Annotated in this window: 22 protein-coding genes and 1 pseudogene; 12 read left to right on the top strand and 11 right to left on the bottom strand. The window is 73.8% G+C overall.

Annotated elements, in window-relative coordinates; translation table 11 throughout:
• Positions 1-14: 14 nt before the first annotated feature.
• Together XF36_RS03805 and XF36_RS03800 are read right to left on the bottom strand one after the other, a co-directional pair.
• Entirely contained in the window at positions 15-1,229 is a 1,215-nt protein-coding gene (locus tag XF36_RS03805) for a glycoside hydrolase family 3 N-terminal domain-containing protein (RefSeq protein WP_060714390.1), read from the bottom strand.
• Positions 1,230-1,368: 139 nt separating this feature from the next.
• Positions 1,369-2,358, bottom strand: coding sequence for a glutathione S-transferase family protein (locus XF36_RS03800; protein WP_060710910.1), 990 nt, complete (start codon positions 2,356-2,358; stop codon positions 1,369-1,371).
• A gap of 35 nt (positions 2,359-2,393) precedes the next feature.
• Between XF36_RS03800 and XF36_RS03795 the strand changes: the two genes are divergently transcribed.
• From XF36_RS03795 to XF36_RS33640, 3 genes are all read left to right on the top strand, one after another.
• Positions 2,394-3,599, top strand: a complete 1,206-nt coding sequence (locus XF36_RS03795) for an acetyl-CoA hydrolase/transferase C-terminal domain-containing protein (protein ID WP_060710909.1) — start codon at positions 2,394-2,396, stop codon at positions 3,597-3,599.
• A 339-nt stretch (positions 3,600-3,938) separates the two neighbouring features.
• On the top strand, positions 3,939-4,754 hold the full coding sequence (locus XF36_RS33645) for a class I SAM-dependent methyltransferase (RefSeq protein ID WP_082375141.1): 816 nt from the start codon (positions 3,939-3,941) through the stop codon (positions 4,752-4,754).
• Positions 4,751-5,587, top strand: a complete 837-nt coding sequence (locus tag XF36_RS33640; RefSeq protein ID WP_082375140.1) for a methyltransferase domain-containing protein — start codon at positions 4,751-4,753, stop codon at positions 5,585-5,587. The genes XF36_RS33645 and XF36_RS33640 overlap by 4 nt, the downstream gene beginning before the upstream one ends.
• Before the next feature lie 13 nt (positions 5,588-5,600).
• Here the strand turns inward: XF36_RS33640 and XF36_RS03785 are convergent, their stop codons facing one another.
• From XF36_RS03785 to XF36_RS03765, 5 genes are all read right to left on the bottom strand, one after another.
• Positions 5,601-6,512, bottom strand: coding sequence for an alpha/beta fold hydrolase (locus XF36_RS03785; protein WP_202968474.1), 912 nt, complete (start codon positions 6,510-6,512; stop codon positions 5,601-5,603).
• On the bottom strand, positions 6,476-7,051 hold the full coding sequence (locus XF36_RS03780) for a GtrA family protein (RefSeq protein WP_060710908.1): 576 nt from the start codon (positions 7,049-7,051) through the stop codon (positions 6,476-6,478). The genes XF36_RS03785 and XF36_RS03780 overlap by 37 nt, the downstream gene beginning before the upstream one ends.
• A 128-nt stretch (positions 7,052-7,179) precedes the next feature.
• A complete protein-coding gene (gene pcaG, locus XF36_RS03775) occupies positions 7,180-7,767 on the bottom strand; it encodes a protocatechuate 3,4-dioxygenase subunit alpha (RefSeq protein ID WP_060710907.1) in 588 nt (195 codons plus the stop codon).
• Positions 7,764-8,462 (bottom strand): protocatechuate 3,4-dioxygenase subunit beta, encoded by a 699-nt coding sequence (gene pcaH, locus XF36_RS03770; protein ID WP_020625980.1) that lies wholly within the window; start codon positions 8,460-8,462, stop codon positions 7,764-7,766. Before pcaH ends, pcaG begins: the two co-directional genes overlap by 4 nt.
• A gap of 28 nt (positions 8,463-8,490) precedes the next feature.
• A complete protein-coding gene (locus XF36_RS03765) occupies positions 8,491-9,714 on the bottom strand; it encodes a 4-hydroxybenzoate 3-monooxygenase (RefSeq protein WP_060710906.1) in 1,224 nt (407 codons plus the stop codon).
• A 70-nt stretch (positions 9,715-9,784) separates the two neighbouring features.
• On the opposite strand from XF36_RS03765, the gene XF36_RS03760 reads away from it, so the two are divergent.
• Together XF36_RS03760 and XF36_RS03755 are read left to right on the top strand one after the other, a co-directional pair.
• On the top strand, positions 9,785-10,543 hold the full coding sequence (locus XF36_RS03760) for an IclR family transcriptional regulator (protein WP_060710905.1): 759 nt from the start codon (positions 9,785-9,787) through the stop codon (positions 10,541-10,543).
• Positions 10,544-10,600: 57 nt separating this feature from the next.
• Positions 10,601-11,728, top strand: a complete 1,128-nt coding sequence (locus XF36_RS03755; protein WP_060710904.1) for an epoxide hydrolase family protein — start codon at positions 10,601-10,603, stop codon at positions 11,726-11,728.
• A 4-nt stretch (positions 11,729-11,732) separates the two neighbouring features.
• Here XF36_RS03755 and XF36_RS03750 read toward each other — a convergent pair whose 3' ends face one another.
• The gene (locus tag XF36_RS03750) at positions 11,733-12,935 is read right to left on the bottom strand and encodes an FIST signal transduction protein (RefSeq protein ID WP_238589098.1); all 1,203 of its coding nucleotides are present in this window, start codon (positions 12,933-12,935) and stop codon (positions 11,733-11,735) included.
• A gap of 119 nt (positions 12,936-13,054) precedes the next feature.
• Positions 13,055-13,327, bottom strand: coding sequence for a S24/S26 family peptidase (locus XF36_RS03745; protein WP_238589097.1), 273 nt, complete (start codon positions 13,325-13,327; stop codon positions 13,055-13,057).
• 145 nt (positions 13,328-13,472) lie between these two features.
• Here XF36_RS03745 and sodN point away from each other — a divergent pair, with 145 nt between their 5' ends.
• The 4 genes from sodN (at position 13,473) to XF36_RS03725 (ending at position 15,385) form a co-directional block, all read left to right on the top strand.
• Positions 13,473-13,880: a superoxide dismutase, Ni gene (sodN, locus tag XF36_RS03740; RefSeq protein WP_020628231.1), complete on the top strand. Its 408-nt coding sequence runs from the start codon at positions 13,473-13,475 to the stop codon at positions 13,878-13,880.
• Positions 13,881-14,008: 128 nt separating this feature from the next.
• Positions 14,009-14,341 (top strand): ArsR/SmtB family transcription factor, encoded by a 333-nt coding sequence (locus XF36_RS03735; RefSeq protein WP_060710901.1) that lies wholly within the window; start codon positions 14,009-14,011, stop codon positions 14,339-14,341.
• Complete coding sequence (locus tag XF36_RS03730) at positions 14,338-14,823, top strand: SRPBCC family protein (protein WP_060710900.1); 486 nt, start codon at positions 14,338-14,340, stop codon at positions 14,821-14,823. Before XF36_RS03735 ends, XF36_RS03730 begins: the two co-directional genes overlap by 4 nt.
• Before the next feature lie 28 nt (positions 14,824-14,851).
• Positions 14,852-15,385, top strand: coding sequence for an AAA family ATPase (locus XF36_RS03725; RefSeq protein WP_060714388.1), 534 nt, complete (start codon positions 14,852-14,854; stop codon positions 15,383-15,385).
• Between the two features lie 9 nt (positions 15,386-15,394).
• Here XF36_RS03725 and XF36_RS03720 read toward each other — a convergent pair whose 3' ends face one another.
• Complete coding sequence (locus tag XF36_RS03720) at positions 15,395-15,862, bottom strand: MarR family winged helix-turn-helix transcriptional regulator (protein WP_238589096.1); 468 nt, start codon at positions 15,860-15,862, stop codon at positions 15,395-15,397.
• An 80-nt stretch (positions 15,863-15,942) separates the two neighbouring features.
• Here XF36_RS03720 and XF36_RS03715 point away from each other — a divergent pair, with 80 nt between their 5' ends.
• The 3 genes and pseudogenes from XF36_RS03715 (at position 15,943) to XF36_RS03705 (ending at position 18,574) form a co-directional block, all read left to right on the top strand.
• On the top strand, positions 15,943-17,118 hold the full coding sequence (locus XF36_RS03715) for an FAD-dependent monooxygenase (RefSeq protein ID WP_202968473.1): 1,176 nt from the start codon (positions 15,943-15,945) through the stop codon (positions 17,116-17,118).
• A gap of 18 nt (positions 17,119-17,136) precedes the next feature.
• Positions 17,137-17,688: a DUF1697 domain-containing protein gene (locus tag XF36_RS03710; protein ID WP_060710897.1), complete on the top strand. Its 552-nt coding sequence runs from the start codon at positions 17,137-17,139 to the stop codon at positions 17,686-17,688.
• A 287-nt stretch (positions 17,689-17,975) separates the two neighbouring features.
• Positions 17,976-18,574 (top strand): annotated as a pseudogene (locus XF36_RS03705) (superoxide dismutase).
• 69 nt (positions 18,575-18,643) lie between these two features.
• Here the strand turns inward: XF36_RS03705 and XF36_RS03700 are convergent.
• Positions 18,644-19,978, bottom strand: a complete 1,335-nt coding sequence (locus tag XF36_RS03700) for a competence/damage-inducible protein A (protein WP_082375138.1) — start codon at positions 19,976-19,978, stop codon at positions 18,644-18,646.
• Positions 19,979-20,315 lie beyond the last annotated feature (337 nt).

The following is a 20,315-nucleotide window of genomic DNA, read 5'->3' as shown; positions in this document are numbered from 1 at the left end:
GTGCGCAACCGGGCTCAGCCGCGGCGGCAGAGGCCCTTGGCCGCCAGCACCCGCGCGACGGCGGTGTCGTTGTCCTGCGCCGTGATCCGCCCGTCGGCCAGCGCCTTCTCCGCGGCGTCGAGCAGCGGTGCGACCGGGGTGACGTTGGAGAACAGCGCCATGTCCGCGCCCGCGGTCAGGGCCCGGGTGGTGGCCTCGGCCAGCCCGAAACGGTCGGTGATCGCCTTCATCGCACCGAGGTCGTCGGTCATGGCGAGACCGTCGAACCGGTAGTCCTCGCGCAGCAGCCGGTAGGCGGCCGGGGCGATGCTGGTGGGCACGTCGGTGGTCAGGCCGGGGACGTCGAGGTGGCCGAGCATGACCCCGACCCGCCCGTCGAGCGGCTTCCCCGGTCCGACGAGGTCGGCGTAGGGCTGCAGGTCACCGGCGCGCAGCTCCTCCAGCGGCGGGGTGCTCACCGACCCCTTGTGCGAGTCACCGGAGCTGTGCCCGTGGCCGGGGAAGTGCTTCAGGACGCCGAACACCCCGCCGGCCTCCTGCCCCTGCACCCAGGCCGCGGCGTAGCGGGTGACGGTGGCCGGGGCGTCGGAGAACGACCGGTCCCCGATGACGGCGGTGCGCGGCTGGTCGGAGACGTCCACCGACGGCGCGAGGTTCCAGGTCACGCCGCGGGCCTTCAGCTGTTCGGCGCGCTTGCGGGCGATCTCGGTGACCTGCTCGGGGCTGTCGGACGCGGCCATCTGCCGGGCGCTGGGGACGTCGCCGTCGAGCTCGTCGATGCGCTGGACCCGGCCGCCCTCCTCGTCGACGGCGACGGCCAGCGGCGTGCGGGACGCCTTCTGCAGCGCCGCGAGCCGGCCGTCCTGCAGCAGCGCGGTCGCGTTGCCGCCGAGGAACACCCCGCCGACCTGCGAGTCCCGCACGATCGCGGTGGCGCCGGCCGGGTCGGCCGCGTCCACCCCGACCATCAGACGCTGGGCGAGCCGGTCGCGGGGGGACAGCGCCGCCACCATCGGGGCGCAGGTGTCCGGGTCCGGCGCCGGCTGTGCCTGCACCGCATCCGGACCGGCGTCCGGCTGTGGGACGCCGGTGCTGTTCGCGGTGAGCTGCGGCCCGGCGACGGCGACGAGCCCCGCCGTCAGCGCGCCCACGACGGCGGCGGTGAGCAGTCCGGTGCTGCGACGACGTCGCTGCCGGAGCACGGGGTGGGGTCGTCCAGGCACTCGCATCGCGACCATCGTGACAGGCCCTCGCCGGTCCGGCGCCCCCGCCGCGCCGCCACCGGTTCGCCCGGACCGCGCTCGGCCGGGCCCTCCCGCCCGTGCCCGGACGCCCCGCCGTCGCCACGGCGGGACTCCGACGCCGCGGTCAGCCGATCGCGGGGACCCGCTCGGACTCCGGCGGCGGGCCGGGCGGGGTGCCGTCGCCGAACGGGCGCCCGCCCAGTTCCTCGCGGCCGTGTGGGGTCGTCCAGCCGGCGAGGTCGGGCCCCTTCGGGACGATCCCGGTCGGGTTCACCGACGCGTGCACGCCGTAGTAGTGCCGCTTGACCTGCTCGAAGTCGATGGTGTCGCCGAAGCCGGGGGTCTGGAACAGGTCCCGGGCGTAGGCCCACAGCACCGGCAGCTCGGTCAGCTTGTGCCGGTTGGCCTTGAAGTGGCCGTGGTAGGCGGCGTCGAAGCGGACCAGGGTCACCCACAGCCGGATGTCGGCCTGGGTGATCGAGTCCCCGACCAGGTAGCGGCGCGTCGACAGGTGATCGGACAGCTCGTCCATCCGCGACCAGAGGGCGTCGTAGGCGCGGTCGTAGGGACGCTGGGACGAGGCGAACCCGCACGTGTAGACGCCGTTGTTGACGTCGTGGAAGATCCCCTTCCCGATCTGCTCGATCGCCTCCGGGTCGGTCCACAGGTCCGGTGCGCCGTCGCGGTGGAACTCCCGCCACTCGGTGGACAGGTCCCGCTCCAGCAGCGCGTACTCGTTGGTGACGACCTTCCCCGAGGCGACCTCGACCATCGCGGGGACGGTGACGCCCTCGGCGTAGCCGGGGACGGCCTTCTCGTAGGCCTCGCGCAGGTACTCGATCCCGAGCACCGGGTCGACGTTCCCGGGGTCGAGGTGGAAGCGCCAGCTGCGCTCGTCGTGCAGCGGGCCCGCGATGCCCAGCGAGATCGCGCCCTCCAGCCCGAGCAGCCGCCGGGTGATGATCACCCGGTTCGCCCACGGACAGGCGCGCGCACCGACGAGGCGGTAGCGGCCCGCCTCGACCGGCCACGGCGACGACCCGTCGGCCGTGATCCGCTCGGCCACCCCGAGCGCCTCCCGTACGAACTCACCGCTGTCCTGGTCGGTCCCCATGCCCGCCAACGCTAGCCCTGTGGTCGGATGGGCCCATGAGCGTCGACGGTGACCTCGAACGCGGTCTGTCCGAGCTGGTCGCGCCGGGCTCCCGGGTGGCACTGGCCGACGGCTGTGGGCTCCCCTACGCGCTCGCCCGTCCGCTGTCGCGAGTGGCGGCCCGGGCCGGGGGTGTGCGGCTCGTGCTGGGCTGGGTTCCCGGCCCGGCCCCGGATCTCGACCCGGACGCGTTCGCCGACATCCGCACCGTCGTCGGCGGGCCGGGGGCGCGGGTGTTGATCGAGGCCGGGCACGCCCACCGGGTGCCCGCCCGGCTCTCCGCGGTGCCGGCGCTGCTCGCCGGGCCGCTGCGGCCGGACCTGCTGCTCGCCACCGTCGTCCGCGACGATGCCGGTGGCCTGCGGTTCGGCGCCGAGGTGTCCTGGATGCGTGGTCTGGCCGAGGCCGGTGTCCCGGTCGCCGCACTGGTGTCGGCCTCGGCCCCGCACGCCGACACCGGACCGCCGCTGCGCGGGGTGGCCGTGCTCGGCGAGGTCGACGGACCGATCGGGGCGCCACACACCGTCGGCACCCCGGCCCCGACCGATGCCGACCGGGCCGTCGCGGCCGCGGTCGCCGCGCTGGTCCCGGCCGGGGCACGGATCCAGTTCGGGCCGGGCCGGCTGGCCGCGGCGCTGGTCGCGGCCCTGGACGTGCCGGTCGCGGTGGACTCCGGGCTGCTCGCCGACCCGGTCGTCGACCTCGACGAGCGCGGGCTGCTGCGCGGCACCCCGACCTCGACGGCCCTCTACGGCAGCCCCCGGCTGCACGACTGGGCCGACCGGCTCGGCCGGGCCGGCCGGGCGACCGTGCGCCCGATCGAGTACACCCACGACGTGTCCCGGCTGACCTCGGCCCCGGGGCCGCTGGTCGCGCTGAACACCGCCCTGGAGATCGACCTCGACGGCCAGGTCAACGTCGAGGGGGTCGCGGGGTCGGCGGCCGGGATGATCGGCGGGCACCCGGACTTCGCGGCCGCCGCGGCACGCGGGCCGGGCCTGTCGGTGATCGCGGTGCCGTCGGCGCACCGCGGCCGCCCGACGCTGGTGGAGCGGCTCGGCGGGCCGGTCACGACGCCGTCGCACGACGTCGAGGTGGTCGTCACCGACCGGGGCACGGCGGATCTGCGGGGGCTCGGCCGCGGCGAACGGCGGCGCGCGCTGAGCTCCCTGTGGGGCGGCGCCGTTGCGCCGGACGGATGAACTCGAATCCATGGTGTGACCGGAGTCACCGATCACCCGGGGTGAGTGGATGGCCGCCGTCCCGGGCGCGGCCCGTCGTGGCCGGGCCTCGGTGACTCCGCGTCCCTACCGGACCGACGGCGTGTGACGGTCGTATGACGTCACTGGTGGGCCCGCGCGCCGCCCGGGACCGACTCGGCCCGGCCGCCGCCGTCCGGGAGCACCCCGAATGACCGGCCGGGTTGCGCATAGCACAACGCGGGCGATGAGTTCCAGGCTCACCCTCGGTGAGCGGACAGGGGCCGCGGGGGCACCTACGGTCGGGCCGTCCAGCCCCCGAGCGCCGAGGAGGCGCGCCACATGACGGCAGACCAGGAGTTCGGCGACGCGCCGACCGAGGTCCGCGAGTCCACCCACTACCGGCAGGAGTACGTGCAGACGTTCGTCGACAAGTGGGACGAGCTGATCGACTGGAGGGCCCGCTACGCCAGCGAGGGGAGGTTCTTCGTCGAGCAGCTCCGCAGGCGTGGGGTCACCAGCGTCCTCGACGTGGCGACCGGCACCGGTTTCCACTCCGTCCGGCTGCTGGAGGAGGGCTTCGAGACCGTCGTCTCCGCCGACGGCAGCGCCGAGATGCTGTCGAAGGCCTTCTCGAACGGGATGAAGTTCGGCGGGCACGTCCTGCGCGTCGTGCAGGCCGACTGGCGGTGGCTCAACCGGGACGTGCACGGCGAGTACGACGCGATCATCTGTCTCGGGAACTCGTTCACGCACCTGTTCTCCGAGCGTGACCGCCGCAAGGCGCTCGCGGAGTTCTACGCCATGCTCTCCCACGACGGTGTGCTGATCCTCGACCAGCGCAACTACGACGCGATCCTGGACAACGGCTTCAGCTCCAAGCACCAGTACTACTACTGCGGCGACGACGTGGTGGCCGAGCCGGAGTACGTCGACGACGGTCTGGCCCGATTCCGCTACAGCTTCCCGGACGGCTCCCGGTACCACCTCAACATGTTCCCGCTGCGCAAGGACTACACCCGGCGGCTCATGCAGGAGGTCGGGTTTCAGCGGATCGACACCTACGGCGACTTCCAGTCGACCTACGCCGACGACGAGCCCGACTTCTTCGTGCACATCGCCGAGAAGGCCTACCTCGACCAGGAGGTCGTCGCGTGACGCGGACGCCCGAGCACACTGCCGAACACACCGCCCGGTCGTACTACGACTCCGACGACGCCGACACCTTCTACGCGCGGGTCTGGGGCGGTGAGGACATCCACGTCGGCGTGTACAAGGACCCGGACGAGCTGATCTCGGTCGCGAGCTCCCGCACGGTGACCCGGATGGCCGAGGTCGCCGGGGTCGGCCCGGGCACCCGGGTGCTGGACCTGGGAGCCGGTTACGGCGGCGCGGCCCGCCGGCTGGCGGCCGGGCACGGGGCCGCGGTGCACTGCCTCAACCTCTCCCCCGTCGAGAACGCCCGCAACGAGCGGATGACCCGCGAGCAGGGGCTGGACCAGCAGGTCACCGTCACCACCGGCAGCTACGAGGCCGTGCCGGTCGAGGACTCCTCGGTGGACCTGGTGTGGTCCCAGGACGCGTTCCTGCACTCCGGCGACCGGGACCGGGTGCTCGACGAGGTCGCCAGGGTGCTGCGCCCGGGCGGGCAGGTGGTGTTCACCGACCCGATGGCCGTCGACGGGCTGGACCAGTCCTCGATCCAACCGATCCTGGACCGGATCGCGCTGTCCACGATGGGCACACCCGGCTTCTACACCGACGGGCTGGAACGACGCGGCTTCACCGGTGTGCGGTTCCACGACCACGCCGGGCAGCTGCCGACGCACTACCGCCGGGTGCGCGAGGAGCTCGTCGCGCACGAGGAGGAGCTGTCGTCGTCGATCTCGCGGCCCTACCTCACCGCGATGAAGGCCGGCCTGCAGCACTGGGTGGACGGCGGGCGGGCCGGGAAGCTCACCTGGGGCATCGTGCACGCCGTCCGGTCCTGAGGACCGCCGGCGGTCAGCCGCCCAGGAACGCGCGGACCGCGGCGGTGGTCGCGGCGGGCTGCTCGTCGATGAGGAAGTGCCCGGCGCCGGCGAGTGCCTCACCGGTGACCAGGTCCGGGTCGGCGGCGGCGCGGCGCCACACCTCCAGCGGGCTCTCGGCGTTGGCACCGACGACGCCGCGCTCGCCCCACAGCACCAGGGTGGGCGCGGCGATCCGCTCCCCCGCCCGCTCCGAGGCGGCGTCGTGGTCGAGGTCGATCGAGGCGCCCGCCCGGTAGTCCTCCAGCATCGCGTGCCGGGCGGCCGGGTCGGCGAACGCGCGCTCGTAGGAGGCCAGCGCCTCGGGCGGGTGCGCGTCGAGCCCGGAGCCCCAGCCGCCGAGCAACGAGTGCAGGAAGCCGATCGGGTCGCCGGCGATGAGCCGTTCGGGCAGATCGGCGGGCTGGATGAACAGGAACCAGTGGAAGTACGCCGTCGCCAGCGCGCGATCGGTGTGGGCGTAGACGTAGGCGGTGGGGAGGATGTCCAGCAACGCCGACCGTGTGATGCGCTCGGGATGGTCGAGCAGCATCCGGTGGGTGACGCGGGCGCCGCGGTCGTGGGCGACGACGGCGAAGGTGTCGAAGCCGAGGCGGGCCATCACGTCGACCTGGTCGGCGGCCATCGCCCGGAACGAGTAGCCGGCGTGGTTCTCGCCGTCGGCGGGGCGGCCGGACTCTCCGTAGCCGCGCAGGTCCGTGGCGACGACGGTGTGGTCGCGCGCCAGGTCCGCCGCGAGCGGCCCCCACATGGCGTGGGTCTGCGGGAAGCCGTGCAGCAGCAGCACCGGCGGGCCCTGTCCGCCGCGCACCCCGTGGACGACGACCCGCTCCTCGGGCGGCCCGACGGTCAGGTCGAAGGCGTCGAACTCGGCTGTTCCGGGCACGGGTGCCGTCCTTCTTGGTCGCCTCGCGCACCGGCGGCGGCCGGGCGTGCCACATCGAACACCCAGAACCGCAGCACCGCGAACCGCAGCAGCCCGCCGACGAGGCTGGCGGCGGCGACGACCGCCGCCTCCTCCCCCGGTGTGGTGTCCCCGGCCACCTGGTGCAGCGCGAGCAGCACCGCGGAGGTGTAGGTCGCGTAGAACGCGACGGTGCCCGCGTCGTGCACCCACTCGCGCAGCCGGTGCGCGGGGGCGCCGTCGAAGGCGAAGCGGCGGCTGGCCTCGGTGCTGACCGCGGTGGTGAGGACCAGCGCGACCAGGTTCGCCGGGACCGCCGGGAGCACCGGGCGCAACAGCAGGAACAGCGCGGCGTTCAGCGCGGTCGCCCCGCCGCCGACGACGGCGTAGCGGGCGAGCTGCACGGCGAGGGGGTACCGCCGCGACACCGCGGCGACGGCGCCCGTCACGCGCCCGCGTACCCGGGCGGCGGACTGCGCCGGATCACCGAACGGCACGTGTGCCGACTGCGCTGCGTCCACCGGTCCTCCCGCCCCTGCTGGGTAGATCTTCGCAGGAGTACCCCCGAAGGATCACCCGAATCAACCGGACGCGTCACACCCGCCACACCGGTGAGGTCCCGGGCGGGTGCCGGCGCGGCCGGGCGCCGTCACAACGCGAGGAACACCGTCTCCCCCTCACCGCGCAGCCGGATGTCGAACCGGTACCGGCCCGGCCCGTCCGCGACGGCGACGAGCGTGTGCCGACGGTCGGCCGGGACGGCGGTGAGCAGCGGCTCGGTGGCGTGCGCCGCGGCGTGCTCGGGGAAGTAGACGCGGGTGACGACGCGGTCGAGCAGGCCGCGGGCGAACACCGAGACGTTCACGTGCGGAGCCTCGGCGGAGCGCGCGTCGGCACCCTGCGGAGCCTCGGCGGGCAGCACACCCGGCAGCACGGTGCGGATCCACCACCGGCCCTCGTCGTCGGTGGGGCAGCGGCCGAAGCCGCGGAAGCCCTCGACGGACGGCTTCGCCGCGCCGCGGGGGTCGTCGGGGTGGTCGAAGCGGCCGTCCGGGTCGGCCTGCCAGGTCTCGACCAGCGCGTCGGGGACGAGTGCCCCGGCGCCGTCGAACACGGTCCCGCCGATCAGGACGGCGCCCGGGGTGCCGTCGGGCACGACGTCCGGGCCGTCCGGCCAGGGCAGGCCCAGCGCGAGGTAGGGGCCGACGGTCTGGGTCGGGGTCGGCGGCAGGCTCATGCGTGGGGCTCCTCGAACGGGGTGGCGCCGCGGCCGCGCAGCACGATGTCGAACCGGAACGCCAGCGCCCACTCCGGGCGGGTGGCCTCCAGGTCGAAGGTGGACACCAGCCGCGTCCGCGCCTGCTCGGGCGTCGCGTTGTAGATCGGGTCCTGGGCGAACAGCGGGTCGTCCGGGAAGTACATCTGGGTCACCAACCGCTGGGTGAACGCGCGCCCGAACAGCGAGAAGTGGATGTGCGCGGGGCGCCAGGCGTTGTGGTGGTTGCCCCAGGGGTAGGCGCCGGGCTTGATCGTGGTGAACGAGTAGCCGCCGTGGGCGTCGGTGAGGACCCGGCCGCCACCGGTGAAGTTCGGGTCGAGCGGGGCGGGCCAGTTGTCCCAGCGGTGGGCGTAACGGCCCGCGGCGTTGGCCTGCCAGACCTCGACCAGAGTGTCCGGGACGGGGCGGCCGTCGGAGTCGAGGACCCGGCCGAACACGACGATCCGCTGTCCCTGGGCCTCACCGTGCGCACCGACGGTGAGGTCGTCGTCGCCGGGGCGGACGGGCCCGGTGAGCAGCGGCCCGGTGATCTCGGTGAGCCGCTGGGGCAGGATCACCGGCTGCTCGGACGGCGCCCGCAACGCGGTGCTGCGGTAGTCCGGTGAGAGCAGCGGTGCGTGGGTCCCGGCCGGGACGGGGGCGTAGCCCTGCATCGGCGGTCCTTCCTCGTGGTGGGTGGGTCTAGACGGCGCCGTGCGGGAGGCCGACGTAGTTCTCGGCGAGGCTCGTCGCGGCGGCGCGGGAGGTCACGGTGTAGCGCAGCTGGGAGCGTTGCAGCCCGACGCCGAACGCGTCGCCGCCCTCGGTGGCGGGGTCGAAGCGGTGCAGCATCGAGGTCATGAACCAGGAGAAGTGCTCGGCCCGCCAGACGCGGCGCAGGCAGGTCTCGGAGTAGCCGTCGAGACCCGCGTCGTCGCCGTCGCGCAGTGCGCGGACGACCGCGTCGGCGAGCACCCGGACGTCGGCGATGGCGAGGTTCATACCCTTGGCGCCGGTGGGCGGCACGATGTGCGCGGCGTCGCCGGCGAGGAACAGCCGTCCGCGGCGCATCGGGGAGGCGACCATGCTGCGCATCGGGGTGACCGAGGGCTTCTCGATGAACTCGCCCTCGTTGATCGTGAAGCCGTCGCAGGCCAGGCGGGTGTGCAGGGCGTCCCAGATGCGGGCGTCGGACCAGTCGGACGGGTCGGTGTCGTTCGGGACCTGGACGTAGAGCCGGGTCACCTCGGGGCTGCGCATCGAGTAGAGCGCGAAGCCGTCGTCGTGGTGGGCGTAGACGAGTTCGTCGGTGGTGGGGGCGGCCTTCGCGAGCACGCCGAGCCAGGAGAACGGGTAGACGCGCTCGGCGATCTCCGGGGCGACGAGCGGGCGGGAGACGCCGTGGAAGCCGTCGCAGCCGGCGATGACGTCGCAGCGCAGGACGTGCTCGGTGCCGTCGGCCGCAGCGTAGGTGATCGACGGGGTGTCGGTGTCGACGTCGTGCAGGGCGACGCCGGTGACGCCGAACTCCACCGGCAGCCCGGCGGCGTCGACGCGGTCGGCGAGCAGGTCCTTCACGACCTCCTGCTGGCCGTAGACGGTGATGCCGGTGCCGACGAGGTCGGCGAAGTCGATGCGGTGGTCGGCGGCGGGTGCGCCGGGGGCCTCGGCGAATCGCAGCGCGATGCCGGTGTGCGGCATGCCCTCGCGGTCGAGCCGGCCGGCGACGCCCATCTCCCGGAGCAGCTCGACGGTCGGCGCCTCCAGCACACCGGCGCGGACCCGCGCCTCGACGTAGGCACGGTCGCGGGACTCCAGGACCACCGACCCGATCCCGGACAGCGCCAGCAGCTTCGCCAGGACGAGCCCGGCGGGGCCCGCTCCGACGATGCCGACCTGGGTCCGGGTCTCGCGTCGCTGCGTCATGGGCGTCACCTTCCCGCCCCGGCACCGGAGCATTCGACCCCGCTTCCGCTCTGCGGAAGAATGCCCGGTCATGGCGACACGTCCGGTCCGGTCGGGGGTCACCGCGCGGGTGCTGGACGTGCTGGGCGCCTTCAGCGCGCGGGCCCCGGTGCTCGGGTTGACCGACATCGCCCGGCGCACCGGGCTCCCGCTGACGACGGTGCACCGGATCGCCGGTGAGCTCGCCGCGGGCGGGGCACTGGACCGCGGCGACGACGGCCGCTACCGGATCGGGCTGCGGCTCTGGGAGATCGCGCACCTGGCCCCGGCCAGCCACGGGCTGCGGGAGGCGGCGATGCCGTTCCTGGAGGATCTGCACGAGGTCACCCGGCACAACGTGGCGCTCGCCGTGCTCGACCCGGACGACCCCGGCGAGGTCGTCTACGTCGAGCGCCTGTCCAGCCGCGGCGCCGTCTCGATCGTCTCGCGGACCGGGTCCCGGCTGCCGTCGACGGCGACCGGGGTCGGGCTCGTGCTGCTCGCGCACGCCGACCCGGCAGCGGTGGAGACGGTGCTGGCCCGCCCGATCCGCCGGTTCACCCCGTGGACGGTGTGCCGCCCCGACGGCGTCCGTGCGCTGCTCGCCCAGGCCCGGACCGGCGGGTTCGTGGTGTCCGACCGGCAGATCGAGGAGGTGTCGATGTCGGTGGCCGCGCCGGTGCGCGCCGGGGACGGGCCGGTCGTCGCCGGGCTGTCGATCGTCGTGCCGGCCGCGACGAACCCGCACACCCTGGTGCCCGCGGTGCGCGCGGCGGCCCGCGGGATCAGCCGGGCCCTCGCCGCATCGTGATCGTTCCGATGCCGTGGCCACGGCGCCCGTCGTCACGTTCCGTGTCACCGTGGCCAGGTGCGCGACTTCCGGATCGAGATCCCCGACGCCGAGCTGGACGACCTGCGCGAGCGGCTCGCCCGCACCCGCTGGCCGGACCCGGCAACGGTCGACGGCTGGTCCCAGGGCGTGCCGCTGGACTACGCCCGCGAGCTCTGCGACTACTGGCGCACCCGCTACGACTGGCGCCGCGTCGAGGCCGAGATCAACGCGTGGCCGCAGTTCCGCACCGGTCTCGACGGCGGCGGCGACGACGCGGTCGAGATCCACGTGCTGCACGCCCGGTCGAAGCACCCGGACGCGACGCCGCTGCTGCTCACCCACGGCTGGCCGGGCTCGCTCGTCGAGTTCCTCGGCGTGCTGCCCGCGCTGACCGACCCCGAGGACCCGGCCGACGCCTTCCACGTCGTCGTGCCGACGCTGCCCGGGTTCGGGTTCTCCGGCAAGCCCACGACGACCGGGTGGGGGGTCGAGCGGATCGCCGTCGCCTGGGCGCAGCTGATGGACCGGCTCGGCTACGAGCGCTTCGCCGCGCAGGGCGGCGGCTGGGGCTCGAGGATCACCTCGGCGCTGGGGACCGCCGCCCCGGAGATGCTGATCGGCATCCACCTGACGATGGCGCTGGCCCCCAAGCCCGACGACGCCGAGGCCCTGTCGGGGCAGGAGAAGGCCGACATCCGCTTCTCCAAGGAGTTCTCGCGCTACGGCTCCGGCTACTCCGCGGAGCAGTCCACCCGTCCGCAGACCATCGGCTACGGCCTCGCCGACTCCCCCGTGGCGCAGTGCACGTGGATCGTGGAGAAGTTCTGGGACTGGACCGACTGCGCGGGGCGCCCGGAGAACGTGATCAGCCGGGACCGGCTGCTGGACAACGTCATGCAGTACTGGCTGGGATCGGCCGGCGCGTCGTCGGCGCGGATCTACTGGGAGAGCTTCGCCCGCCGCCGCCTCGACGACGTCGACGTCCCGACCGGTGTCGCCCAGTTCCCGCACGAGATGGTGAAGCTCCCCCGGTCCTGGCTGGAGCGCCGCTACACCGACCTGCGCTGGTTCTCCCGCCCCGACGTCGGCGGGCACTTCCCGTCGCTGGAGCAGCCCGAGTCCTTCGTCGACGAGGTGCGGGGGTTCTTCCGGACCCTGCGCTGAGAGCTCAGACCACCAGCACGGACGCGGTGAACGCGTGCAGGTGGTTGCCCGGCCCGACCGGGCCGATCTCGCCGGCGGCGAAGAAGCCGGCCACCCGGGGGCCCGTCGCACCCGTGGCGGTCCCGTGCGGGTCGAGACCGACGCGCACGGCGTGCACGTCGTGGTCGGCGTCGCCGAACATGCCTGCGCCGCGGCCGTTGCAGGAGAACAGCAACGCACCCGCGGCCGGCGCTGCGCGGCGCACCGGGGCGAGCAGCTCGTGCAGGTCCTGGGCGGCGCCCGCGGCGTCGTGGACCTGGAAGCGCACGGTGGTGCCGACCTCGACGAGGTCGCCCGCGATGACGGCGCCGTCGCCGACGTCGACGGCCAGCACCGCCCGGACCAGGAAGTCGCCGCGGTCGTGGGACTCGGCGTACTCGTCGACGGCGACGCCCAGGTGCAGCCCGGTCAGCGCCTGCTCCTGCTCCTCGGGCGGCAGCGCGGTGACGATCTCGCGCAGCCGCTCGGCCGCGGGCCGCCCGGCGAGCTCGGCGATCCGGTTGTCCCGGGCGCTGGTGACGACCATCGGCGGCCCGATCGGGCGGCACCCCTGGCTGACGACGACCCGCGCGTCGGACGCACCGCCGAGCAGCACCCCGACCGCCCCGCCGTGGTGCACGGTGCCCCCGGCGAACAGCCGGTCGGCCCCGGGGCCGCCGGGTCCGCGGGCCAGGCCCCCGATCACCGGGAACCCCGGATGGGTCGACGCGAGCCGGTCCAGGACCCCGCTGACCGGGAACACGGACGGGTCGGCCAGCAGGACGGCGACGCGGTCGTCCTCGGCGGGCGGGACCAGGCCGCGCACCGCGATCGCGTCGCGTCCGTCCGGTCCTGCGCCGGGGCGGCGCCGCGCGACCGGGAAGAACGTCCGGACCCGGGTGCCGGGCAGCGACGCCGCCCAGACGGCGACGGCGGGCTCGCCCTCGACGCCGCGGCCGTCGGCCATCACGCCGTGCGCGGTGGTCCCGATCGTCGCGCCGGGTCCGGCGAGCTCCATCACCCGCAGTCCGGCGGCCTCGGCCTCCTCGACCGGGGCGGCGGGCCCGGCACCGGGACAGACGAAGAACGCCACGAGGTCGGGGACCGCACCGAGCGCCGCCAGCGCCTGCCCCGTCGCGACCTCCGCGGCCCCGACGAGATCCGGCCCCACGCCCAACCCGTCCCCCACCCGCGCACCCTCGCCCCGACCCACGCCCCCGACGCTACGTCAGCCCACCGCTCCCACACTGGATCCGGCGTCCCACACGGGTCCCGATCCCGTGTGGGAGACCGGATCCCGTGTGGGACTCAGCAGCGGGGGGCGGGGATGCGGCCGGGGCGGGGGCAGAGGCGGTAGCGGGCGACGGCGTGGACGCTCGCGGGGCCCAGGGTGGTCGAGTCCGTGGAGCCGAACGGGTTGTCGCCGCGGACGTGCCAGCCGTCGCCGTCGGGGTGCACGGCCCGCTTCACCGACAGCTGCCCGGGGCGGGACTCCCAGGTCACGAGGACGACGTCGCCGGGCCGGACGGGTGCACCGAACCGGACCAGCACGACGTCGCCGTCGGAGAGGGCAGGGGACATCGAGGGCCCCCGCACCGTCACCCGCCGCAGGCGCATCGCGGACTCCCTCCAGAGTGGATCTCCTGACGTGGTCGTCCTGCCCGACCACCGTCGCGAGGGTAGGGTCGCCGGTGCCAGAACGATCACCCCACCAGGAAGGACACTCATGCGGCTGTCCCGCATTCTCCGTCCGCGACTGGAGGCCACCGCGCACTGCGACCTCCCCTGCGGCGTGTACGACCCGGCCCAGGCCCGGATCGAGGCCGAGTCGGTCAAGGCGATCCAGGAGAAGTACCAGGGCAACGAGGACGCGGACTTCCGGGCCCGCGCCATCGAGATCAAGGAGCAGCGCTCCGACCTGGTGAAGCACCACCTCTGGGTGCTCTGGACCGACTACTTCAAGCCGCCGCACTTCGAGAAGTACCCGGAGCTGCACGAGCTGTTCAACAAGGCCACCAAGGCCGCCGGCGCGTCGGGCACCAAGGGCTCGAACGACCCGGCCACCGGCCAGGAGCTGCTCGACTACATCGCCCAGATCGACAAGATCTTCTGGGAGACCAAGCAGGCTGCCTGATCACAGGCCCTGAAACGGCGCTGACCAGCGGGAACCATCTCCCGTCGGTCAGCGCCGTTGTCGTGTCCGAGGCACAGCCACATCCATATGCCTTGACCGGCACATGCCCACTGTGGCATGTTCATCGAGTGCGTGATTCCTTCGACGTCCTGGCGGACCCGACGAGACGAGCCATCCTGGACCGGCTGCGGACGCCGCAGGGCTGCGTCGTCGGAGACCTCGTGACCGCGCTGGAGCTGAACCAGACCGCGGTGTCGAAGCACCTGCGCGTGTTGCGCCACATGGGCATGGTCGACGTCGTCGTCGAGTCCCAGCACCGTCGCTACGTACTCCGGGCGGATGCGCTGGCCGAGATCGAGACCTGGCTCGCGCCGCATCGCGCCTTCTGGCAGGAACGACTCGACGCCCTGGGCGCACACCTCGACTCACCCGACAGTCCCCCCGGAGAGGAACCATCATGAGCACTCAGGTCACCGTCGATCCCGACGGCCCGGTCCTGCGCTTCGTGCGCCGCTATCCGCATCCGATCGAGAAGGTCTGGGCCGCGCTGACCGAACCCGCCCAGATGAGCCGCTGGTTCCCCTGCGAGGTGCAGGCGGAGATGCGCGTCGGGGGAATGATCACGCTGACCTTCGAGGGCGGCGAGCAGGACCACGCCGAGATCACCGAGCTCGAGCCACCGACGGCGTTCGGGTTCACCTGGGCCGACGAGAAGCTGCACTGGACCCTCGAACCCGACGGCGACGGCTGCGTGCTGCGGCTCAGCAACACCGTGCTCGACCCCCGCTGGTCGGCGAACACCGCCGCCGGGTGGGACCGCTGCTTCGAGGCACTCGCCGCACACCTCGGCGGGAGCGACCCCGACACCACACCGGGTCCCGACGAGGCCCTCATCGCGCACTACCGTGCGGTGCTCGGGTCAGGAGCCCCGGCAGCTCGGTGACTCCGGACCCCGGCGCTACGGTGCCCCGGTGATCGTGTGGCTGAACGGCGGGTTCGGGGTGGGCAAGACGACCCTGGCCGCCGAGCTGCATCGCCGCCTCCCGGACGCGGTCGTGTACGACCCCGAGGACGTCGGCCTGATGCTCTGGAAGTGGCTCCCGCCGAACGAGGACTTCCAGGCCCTGCCGAGCTGGCGGGAGCTGGTCGTCGCGACGGCCCTGTCCCTGCGCAGGCACCACGCGCGGACGCTGGTGGTGCCCATGTCGCTCCTGCGCGACAGCTACCGGGCGGAGATCCTCGACGGCCTGGCCGACGCGGGCGAGGAGGTCCTGCACGTCTTCCTGGACGCCGCCCCCGAGGTGCTGCGGGACCGGCTCCGCGCCCGTACGCCGCCACCCGGTGGCCACCGACCGGACGGGTCGGCCCTCGACTGGGCCCTCAGCCGGCTCGACCCGACCGCCGCCGACCGGCAGCCGGCGGGGACCCTGGTCCTGCGCTCGGACCGGCTTACCCCGGCGGAGCTGGCCGACGCCGTCCTGGCCGCTGCCGACCGTCCGTCGTGACCGTCGGGGTCAGGACGGCTCCTCGTCGACCTGGGCGGTGAGGTCGTCCACCATCCGCCCGAGCAGCCGGGTGAGGTCGGCGCGGTCCTGCTCCGACCAGCCCGCCATCGCACCGGAGAACCAGCCGAGCACCTCGCGCAGGTAGCGCCCGACCGCGTCGGCACCCCCGGGGGTCATCTCGACGAGCCGGGCTCGCTGGTCTGCCGGGTCGGCGACGCGATGCACCAGGCCGCGCCGCTCCAGCTCGTTCACCTGCCGGGTGACGTGCGGCCCGACCACCTGCATCCGGGTGGCGATCTCCCCCACCCGCAGCGGGCCGCCGGCCGTGTGCAGCGTGATCAGCACCGACAGCGCGGGACGGTCGACGTCGATGCCCGCGGCGGCGACCGCTCGCTCGACCACGCGTCCCCGGTTCAGGACGGCACTGAGCTGGGTGATCCGCGGCAGCAGCCCGGCCGGCATCGGGTCCTCGGACACAGATCCCCCTTGATAGATACCTAAGTTAGGTATATGTTCGGCGATGTCGGAAAAAGATACCTAAGTTAGGCAGGTACATCGTGAAGGGGACGATCCTCGTGTCCGGGGCGAGCATCGCGGGGCCCGCGCTCGCCTACTGGCTGCACCGCCGGGGCTTCACCGTCACCGTCGTCGAGCGGGCCGGCGCGGTCCGCGGCGGCGGCTACCCGATCGACGTCCGGGGCACCGCGATCGAGGTGGTCGACCGGATGGGCCTACTCCCCCGCGTCCGGGCGGCGCACGTCGACTCGCAGCGGCTCACCTTCCTGACCCCCGGCGGCACGGCCATCGCGACCGTCGACCCGGAGGCCGCGACCGGTGGGACGCACGGCCGCGACGTCGAACTGCGGCGTGGCGACCTCGTCGGCGCGCTGTACGACGCGGTCCGTGACGACGTCGAGTTCGTCTTCGGGGACTCGATCGCGAGACTGGCCGACCACGACAACGGCGTCGACGTGACCTTCCACAGCGGGAGGGAGCGGACGTTCGACATGGTCGTCGGCGCGGACGGGCTGCACTCGGCCACCCGGGCGCTCATCTTCGGTCCTGAGGAGCAGTTCCACCACTACCTCGGGTACTGCTTCGCGGGTTTCACCATGCCGAACCACCTCGGCCTCTCCCACGAGGGCGTCATCTGGAACGTGCCGGGCCGGGCGGGCATCCTCTACGCGACGGGCGACGCCCCCGAGGTGCACGGCCTCCTGAACTTCGCCCGCACCGACCCGCCGTTCGACGCCTGCCGGGATCCGCAGGCCCAGTGCGACCTCGTCGCGGAGGTGTTCGCGGGTGACGGCTGGGAGATCCCGCGGATGATCGCGACCATGCGCACCGCCGACGACCTGTTCTTCGACGTCGTCAGCCAGATCCGGATGCCGCGCTGGTCGTCGGGCCGGGTGGCACTCGTCGGCGACGCGGGCTACGCGCCGTCGTTCATGAGCGGGCAGGGGTCGAGCATGGCGCTCGTCGGGGCCTACGTGCTCGCCGCGGAGCTGGCCGCGGCCCCCGATCACACCGGCGCGTTCGCCGCCTACGAAGACGGACTGCGCGGGTTCGTCGAGCTCAACCAGGCCCTCGCCACCGGGGGCGGCGGGCTCGTCGCGCCCCGCACGGCCGAGGACCTGGAACGGCGCGACGCGGCGCTGCGCGAGCCGGTGGGCCCCACCGGCGACCGCATCCGCGAGGCCGCGTCGGCCTTCACCCTCCCGGCCGCCGCATAGCCGCGGCACCATTCCGGCGTGCGTACCCACATCGCGCTGCTGCGCGGGATCAACGTCGGCGGCCACGGGAAGGTCCCGATGGCCGACCTGCGCCGGGTGCTCGGCGAACGCGGCTGCGCCGACGTCGTCACCCACATCCAGTCCGGCAACGTCGCCCTGACCAGTCCCGCGGGCGACGACGAGGTCGCCGCGACGATCGCCGCGGCGCTGCTGGAGGAGTTCGGCATCGAGCGCCCGGTGGTCGTGTTCGGCCGTGCCGACTACCTCACCGCGGTGGCGGCGAACCGGTTCCCGCAGGTCACCGACCTGAAGCAGCTGCACGTCCTGTTCCGGGCAGGTCCACCGCCCGACGACCACGAGCGGATCGCGGCCGCGCTGGCGGCCGAGCGGGCGAAGGGCGGCCGCGGCGACGCCGTCGCCCGTGGCCGGACGGTGTGGCTGCACCTGCCCGACGGGCTGGGCCGCAGCGAGCTCGCCACCCGGATCTCGGCCCGCACGACCGCGCCGGACCAGGGCGGCACGATGCGCAACCTCGCCACCGCCCGGAAGCTCGCCGACCTCCTGGGCTGAGAACTCCTGGGCGGAACGCTCCTGGGACGGGACGGGACGCGACGAAGCCGTGGCCCGCGCCCAATCGGACGCGACGCCACGGCGCCGTCGACGGCGGATGTCGAGCTGCCAGAACGATCTCCGCCGCGTCACCCGCATTCCTGCAAGTGACTTGCAGCAGACTACATGTTGCGGATCGATCCGTCCACGCGTGCGCGTGGCCGGTCGCGGGTAGTCGGCAGTTGCTACATAGTGGCAAGTGAATCCGCGTGGCACACCGCCGCGCGTTCCCGACCCAGGAGAGGACCATGGCCGAGTACACGCTCCCGGACCTGCCCTACGACTACTCCGCGCTCGCCCCGCACATCGCGCCCGAGATCATGGAGCTGCACCACTCCAAGCACCACAACACCTACGTCCAGGGCCTCAACACCACCCTCGACAAGCTCGCCGAGGCCCGGGACCGCAACGACTTCGGCGCCATCGTCGGACTCGAGAAGACCCTCGCGTTCAACCTCGGCGGCCACGTCAACCACTCCGCCTTCTGGAACAACCTCTCCCCGACGGCGGCGACAAGCCCACCGGCGACCTCGCCGCCGCCATCGACGAGGACTTCGGCTCCTTCGACGGATTCCAGGCCCACTTCACCGCCGCCGCCACCACCATCCAGGGCTCCGGCTGGGCCATCCTCGGCTACGACCAGCTCGGCGGCCGCCTGCTGATCCACCAGCTCTACGACCAGCAGTCCCAGCTCCCCGCCGGACAGACCCCGATCGTCCTGCTCGACATGTGGGAACACGCCTTCTACCTGCAGTACAAGAACGTGAAGCCCGACTACGTCACGGCCTGGTGGAACGTCGTGAACTGGGCCGACGCCGCCCAGCGCTTCGCCGCCGCGAAGGGCTGAGCCTCCCCCCGCACCGCGCAGCGCCCCGTCCGGGCCCCCCGGGCGGGGCGTCGTGCGGAGAGGGTGCACTCAGCGGTGCGCGCCCGGCCCCGTGACGCCGGTGGCGCGTAGCAGCAGGTGCATGGCCAGGTCGACCGAGCGCTCCCGCACGTCGGCCCGCCCGCCGGGCAGCTGCGGGTCGCGCGCGATGACCTGGCCGTCGGCGGTGGTCACGCAGAAGCAGACGTAGCCGACGGGCTTGGCCTCGGTACCCCCACCGGGGCCCGCGACGCCGGTGATCCCGACGCCGACGTCCGCCCCGAACCGCGCCCGCGCACCGTCCGCCAGTGCCCGCGCGACCTCGGGCGACACGGCCCCGTGCGCCTCGATGAGCGCGGCGGGGACGTCGAGCAGCGCGGTCTTCGCCTCGTTCGAGTAGGCGACCACGCCCCCGGCGACGTAGGCCGACGACCCGGCCCGGTCGACGAGCCGCCCGGCGAGCAGCCCACCGGTGCAGGACTCGCCGGTCGCGACCGTCCAGCCCTTCGCGACCAGCGCCGCGGCGAGCAGCTCGTCGGTGGTGCTGCCGTCGTCGCTGATGAGCGCGCGGCGGTGCCGGTCGACGATCCGCGCGGCCAGCTCGCGGGCCGCCGACTCGGCCCCGGGCAGCGGGTGCAGGTCGACCTCCAGCTCCGAGCGGCGCAGGCAGGTGGTCACCTCCACCCCGGACACGTCGAGCTCGGCCTCCAGGACGCGCAACGTCTCGGCGATCTCGGACTCCGGCAGCCCCGCGAAGCGCAGCAACGTCGCCTCCGCGCGGGGCACCCGGGTCAGCAGCTCCGCGACCGGCGCCGACTCCAGCGCGGCGGGCCACATGCCCTGCAGCTCCCGCGGCGGCCCCGGGAGCACGACGACGAGCGGCCCACCCGGCCGCGTCACGGCCAGTCCCGGCGCGGTCCCGACCGGTTCGAGGACGCTCGCCCCGCGCGGGACCCTGGCCTGCTTGGCCGTCGCCGCGTCGAGCGCGGGGCCGGCCCAGCCGGCGCGGCTCGCCCACCCGGCGACCCGGTCGTGGATCCGACCCTGCAGCGCGGTGTCGACCTCCATCTCCGCTCCGGCGAACTCGGCGACGACCTCGGCCGTCAGGTCGTCGGCGGTCGGTCCGAGCCCGCCCGAGGTGACGACGAGATCGTCGGAGGCGACGAACTCCAGGGCCGAGCGCAGGTCCTCGGCGCGGTCCCCCACCAGCAGGACCCGCGAGACGGCGAAGCCGAGCTCGCTGAGGGAGCGGGCGACGAAGGGGCCGTTGGCGTCGGCGACGTGGCCGGTCAGCAGCTCGCTCCCGGTGACCAGGACCGAGGCGGGGGGCGGGACTCGCTCATGATCCGAACCTACCCGCGCCCGGACACCCGCACCCCGTCCCACGCGAGGTCACCATCGGTGCTGGTCCGGGGCGTCGAGGGATCGTCCGGTGTGGACTTCGCACCCGTTCGAGTGACGCGAGCGGTGCGACACGCCCGAAACCGGACCTCTACGGCGTGTCGTCGCAGCACCGATGCCGCTCGTCGTGCCCCGGGAGCGCCGCGGGCAACCGCGCTGCGCGGCCGCCGTCGTCACCCGTACGGCGCATGATCGGGCGCCACGGCTCCGACCTGCGCCGACGCCGTCCGTCGCACCGCATCCGGTGAACTCCGCGACCGCGCACACGCACAGTGTCCGAAATCCGGCAACTGCGCACTCTCAGTGTGAGCACAGCTCGCGT

The sequence above is a fragment of the Pseudonocardia sp. HH130629-09 genome, from assembly GCF_001294645.1.
Classification (GTDB): domain Bacteria; phylum Actinomycetota; class Actinomycetes; order Mycobacteriales; family Pseudonocardiaceae; genus Pseudonocardia.
This window is presented reverse-complemented; position numbering and strand designations above follow the sequence as displayed.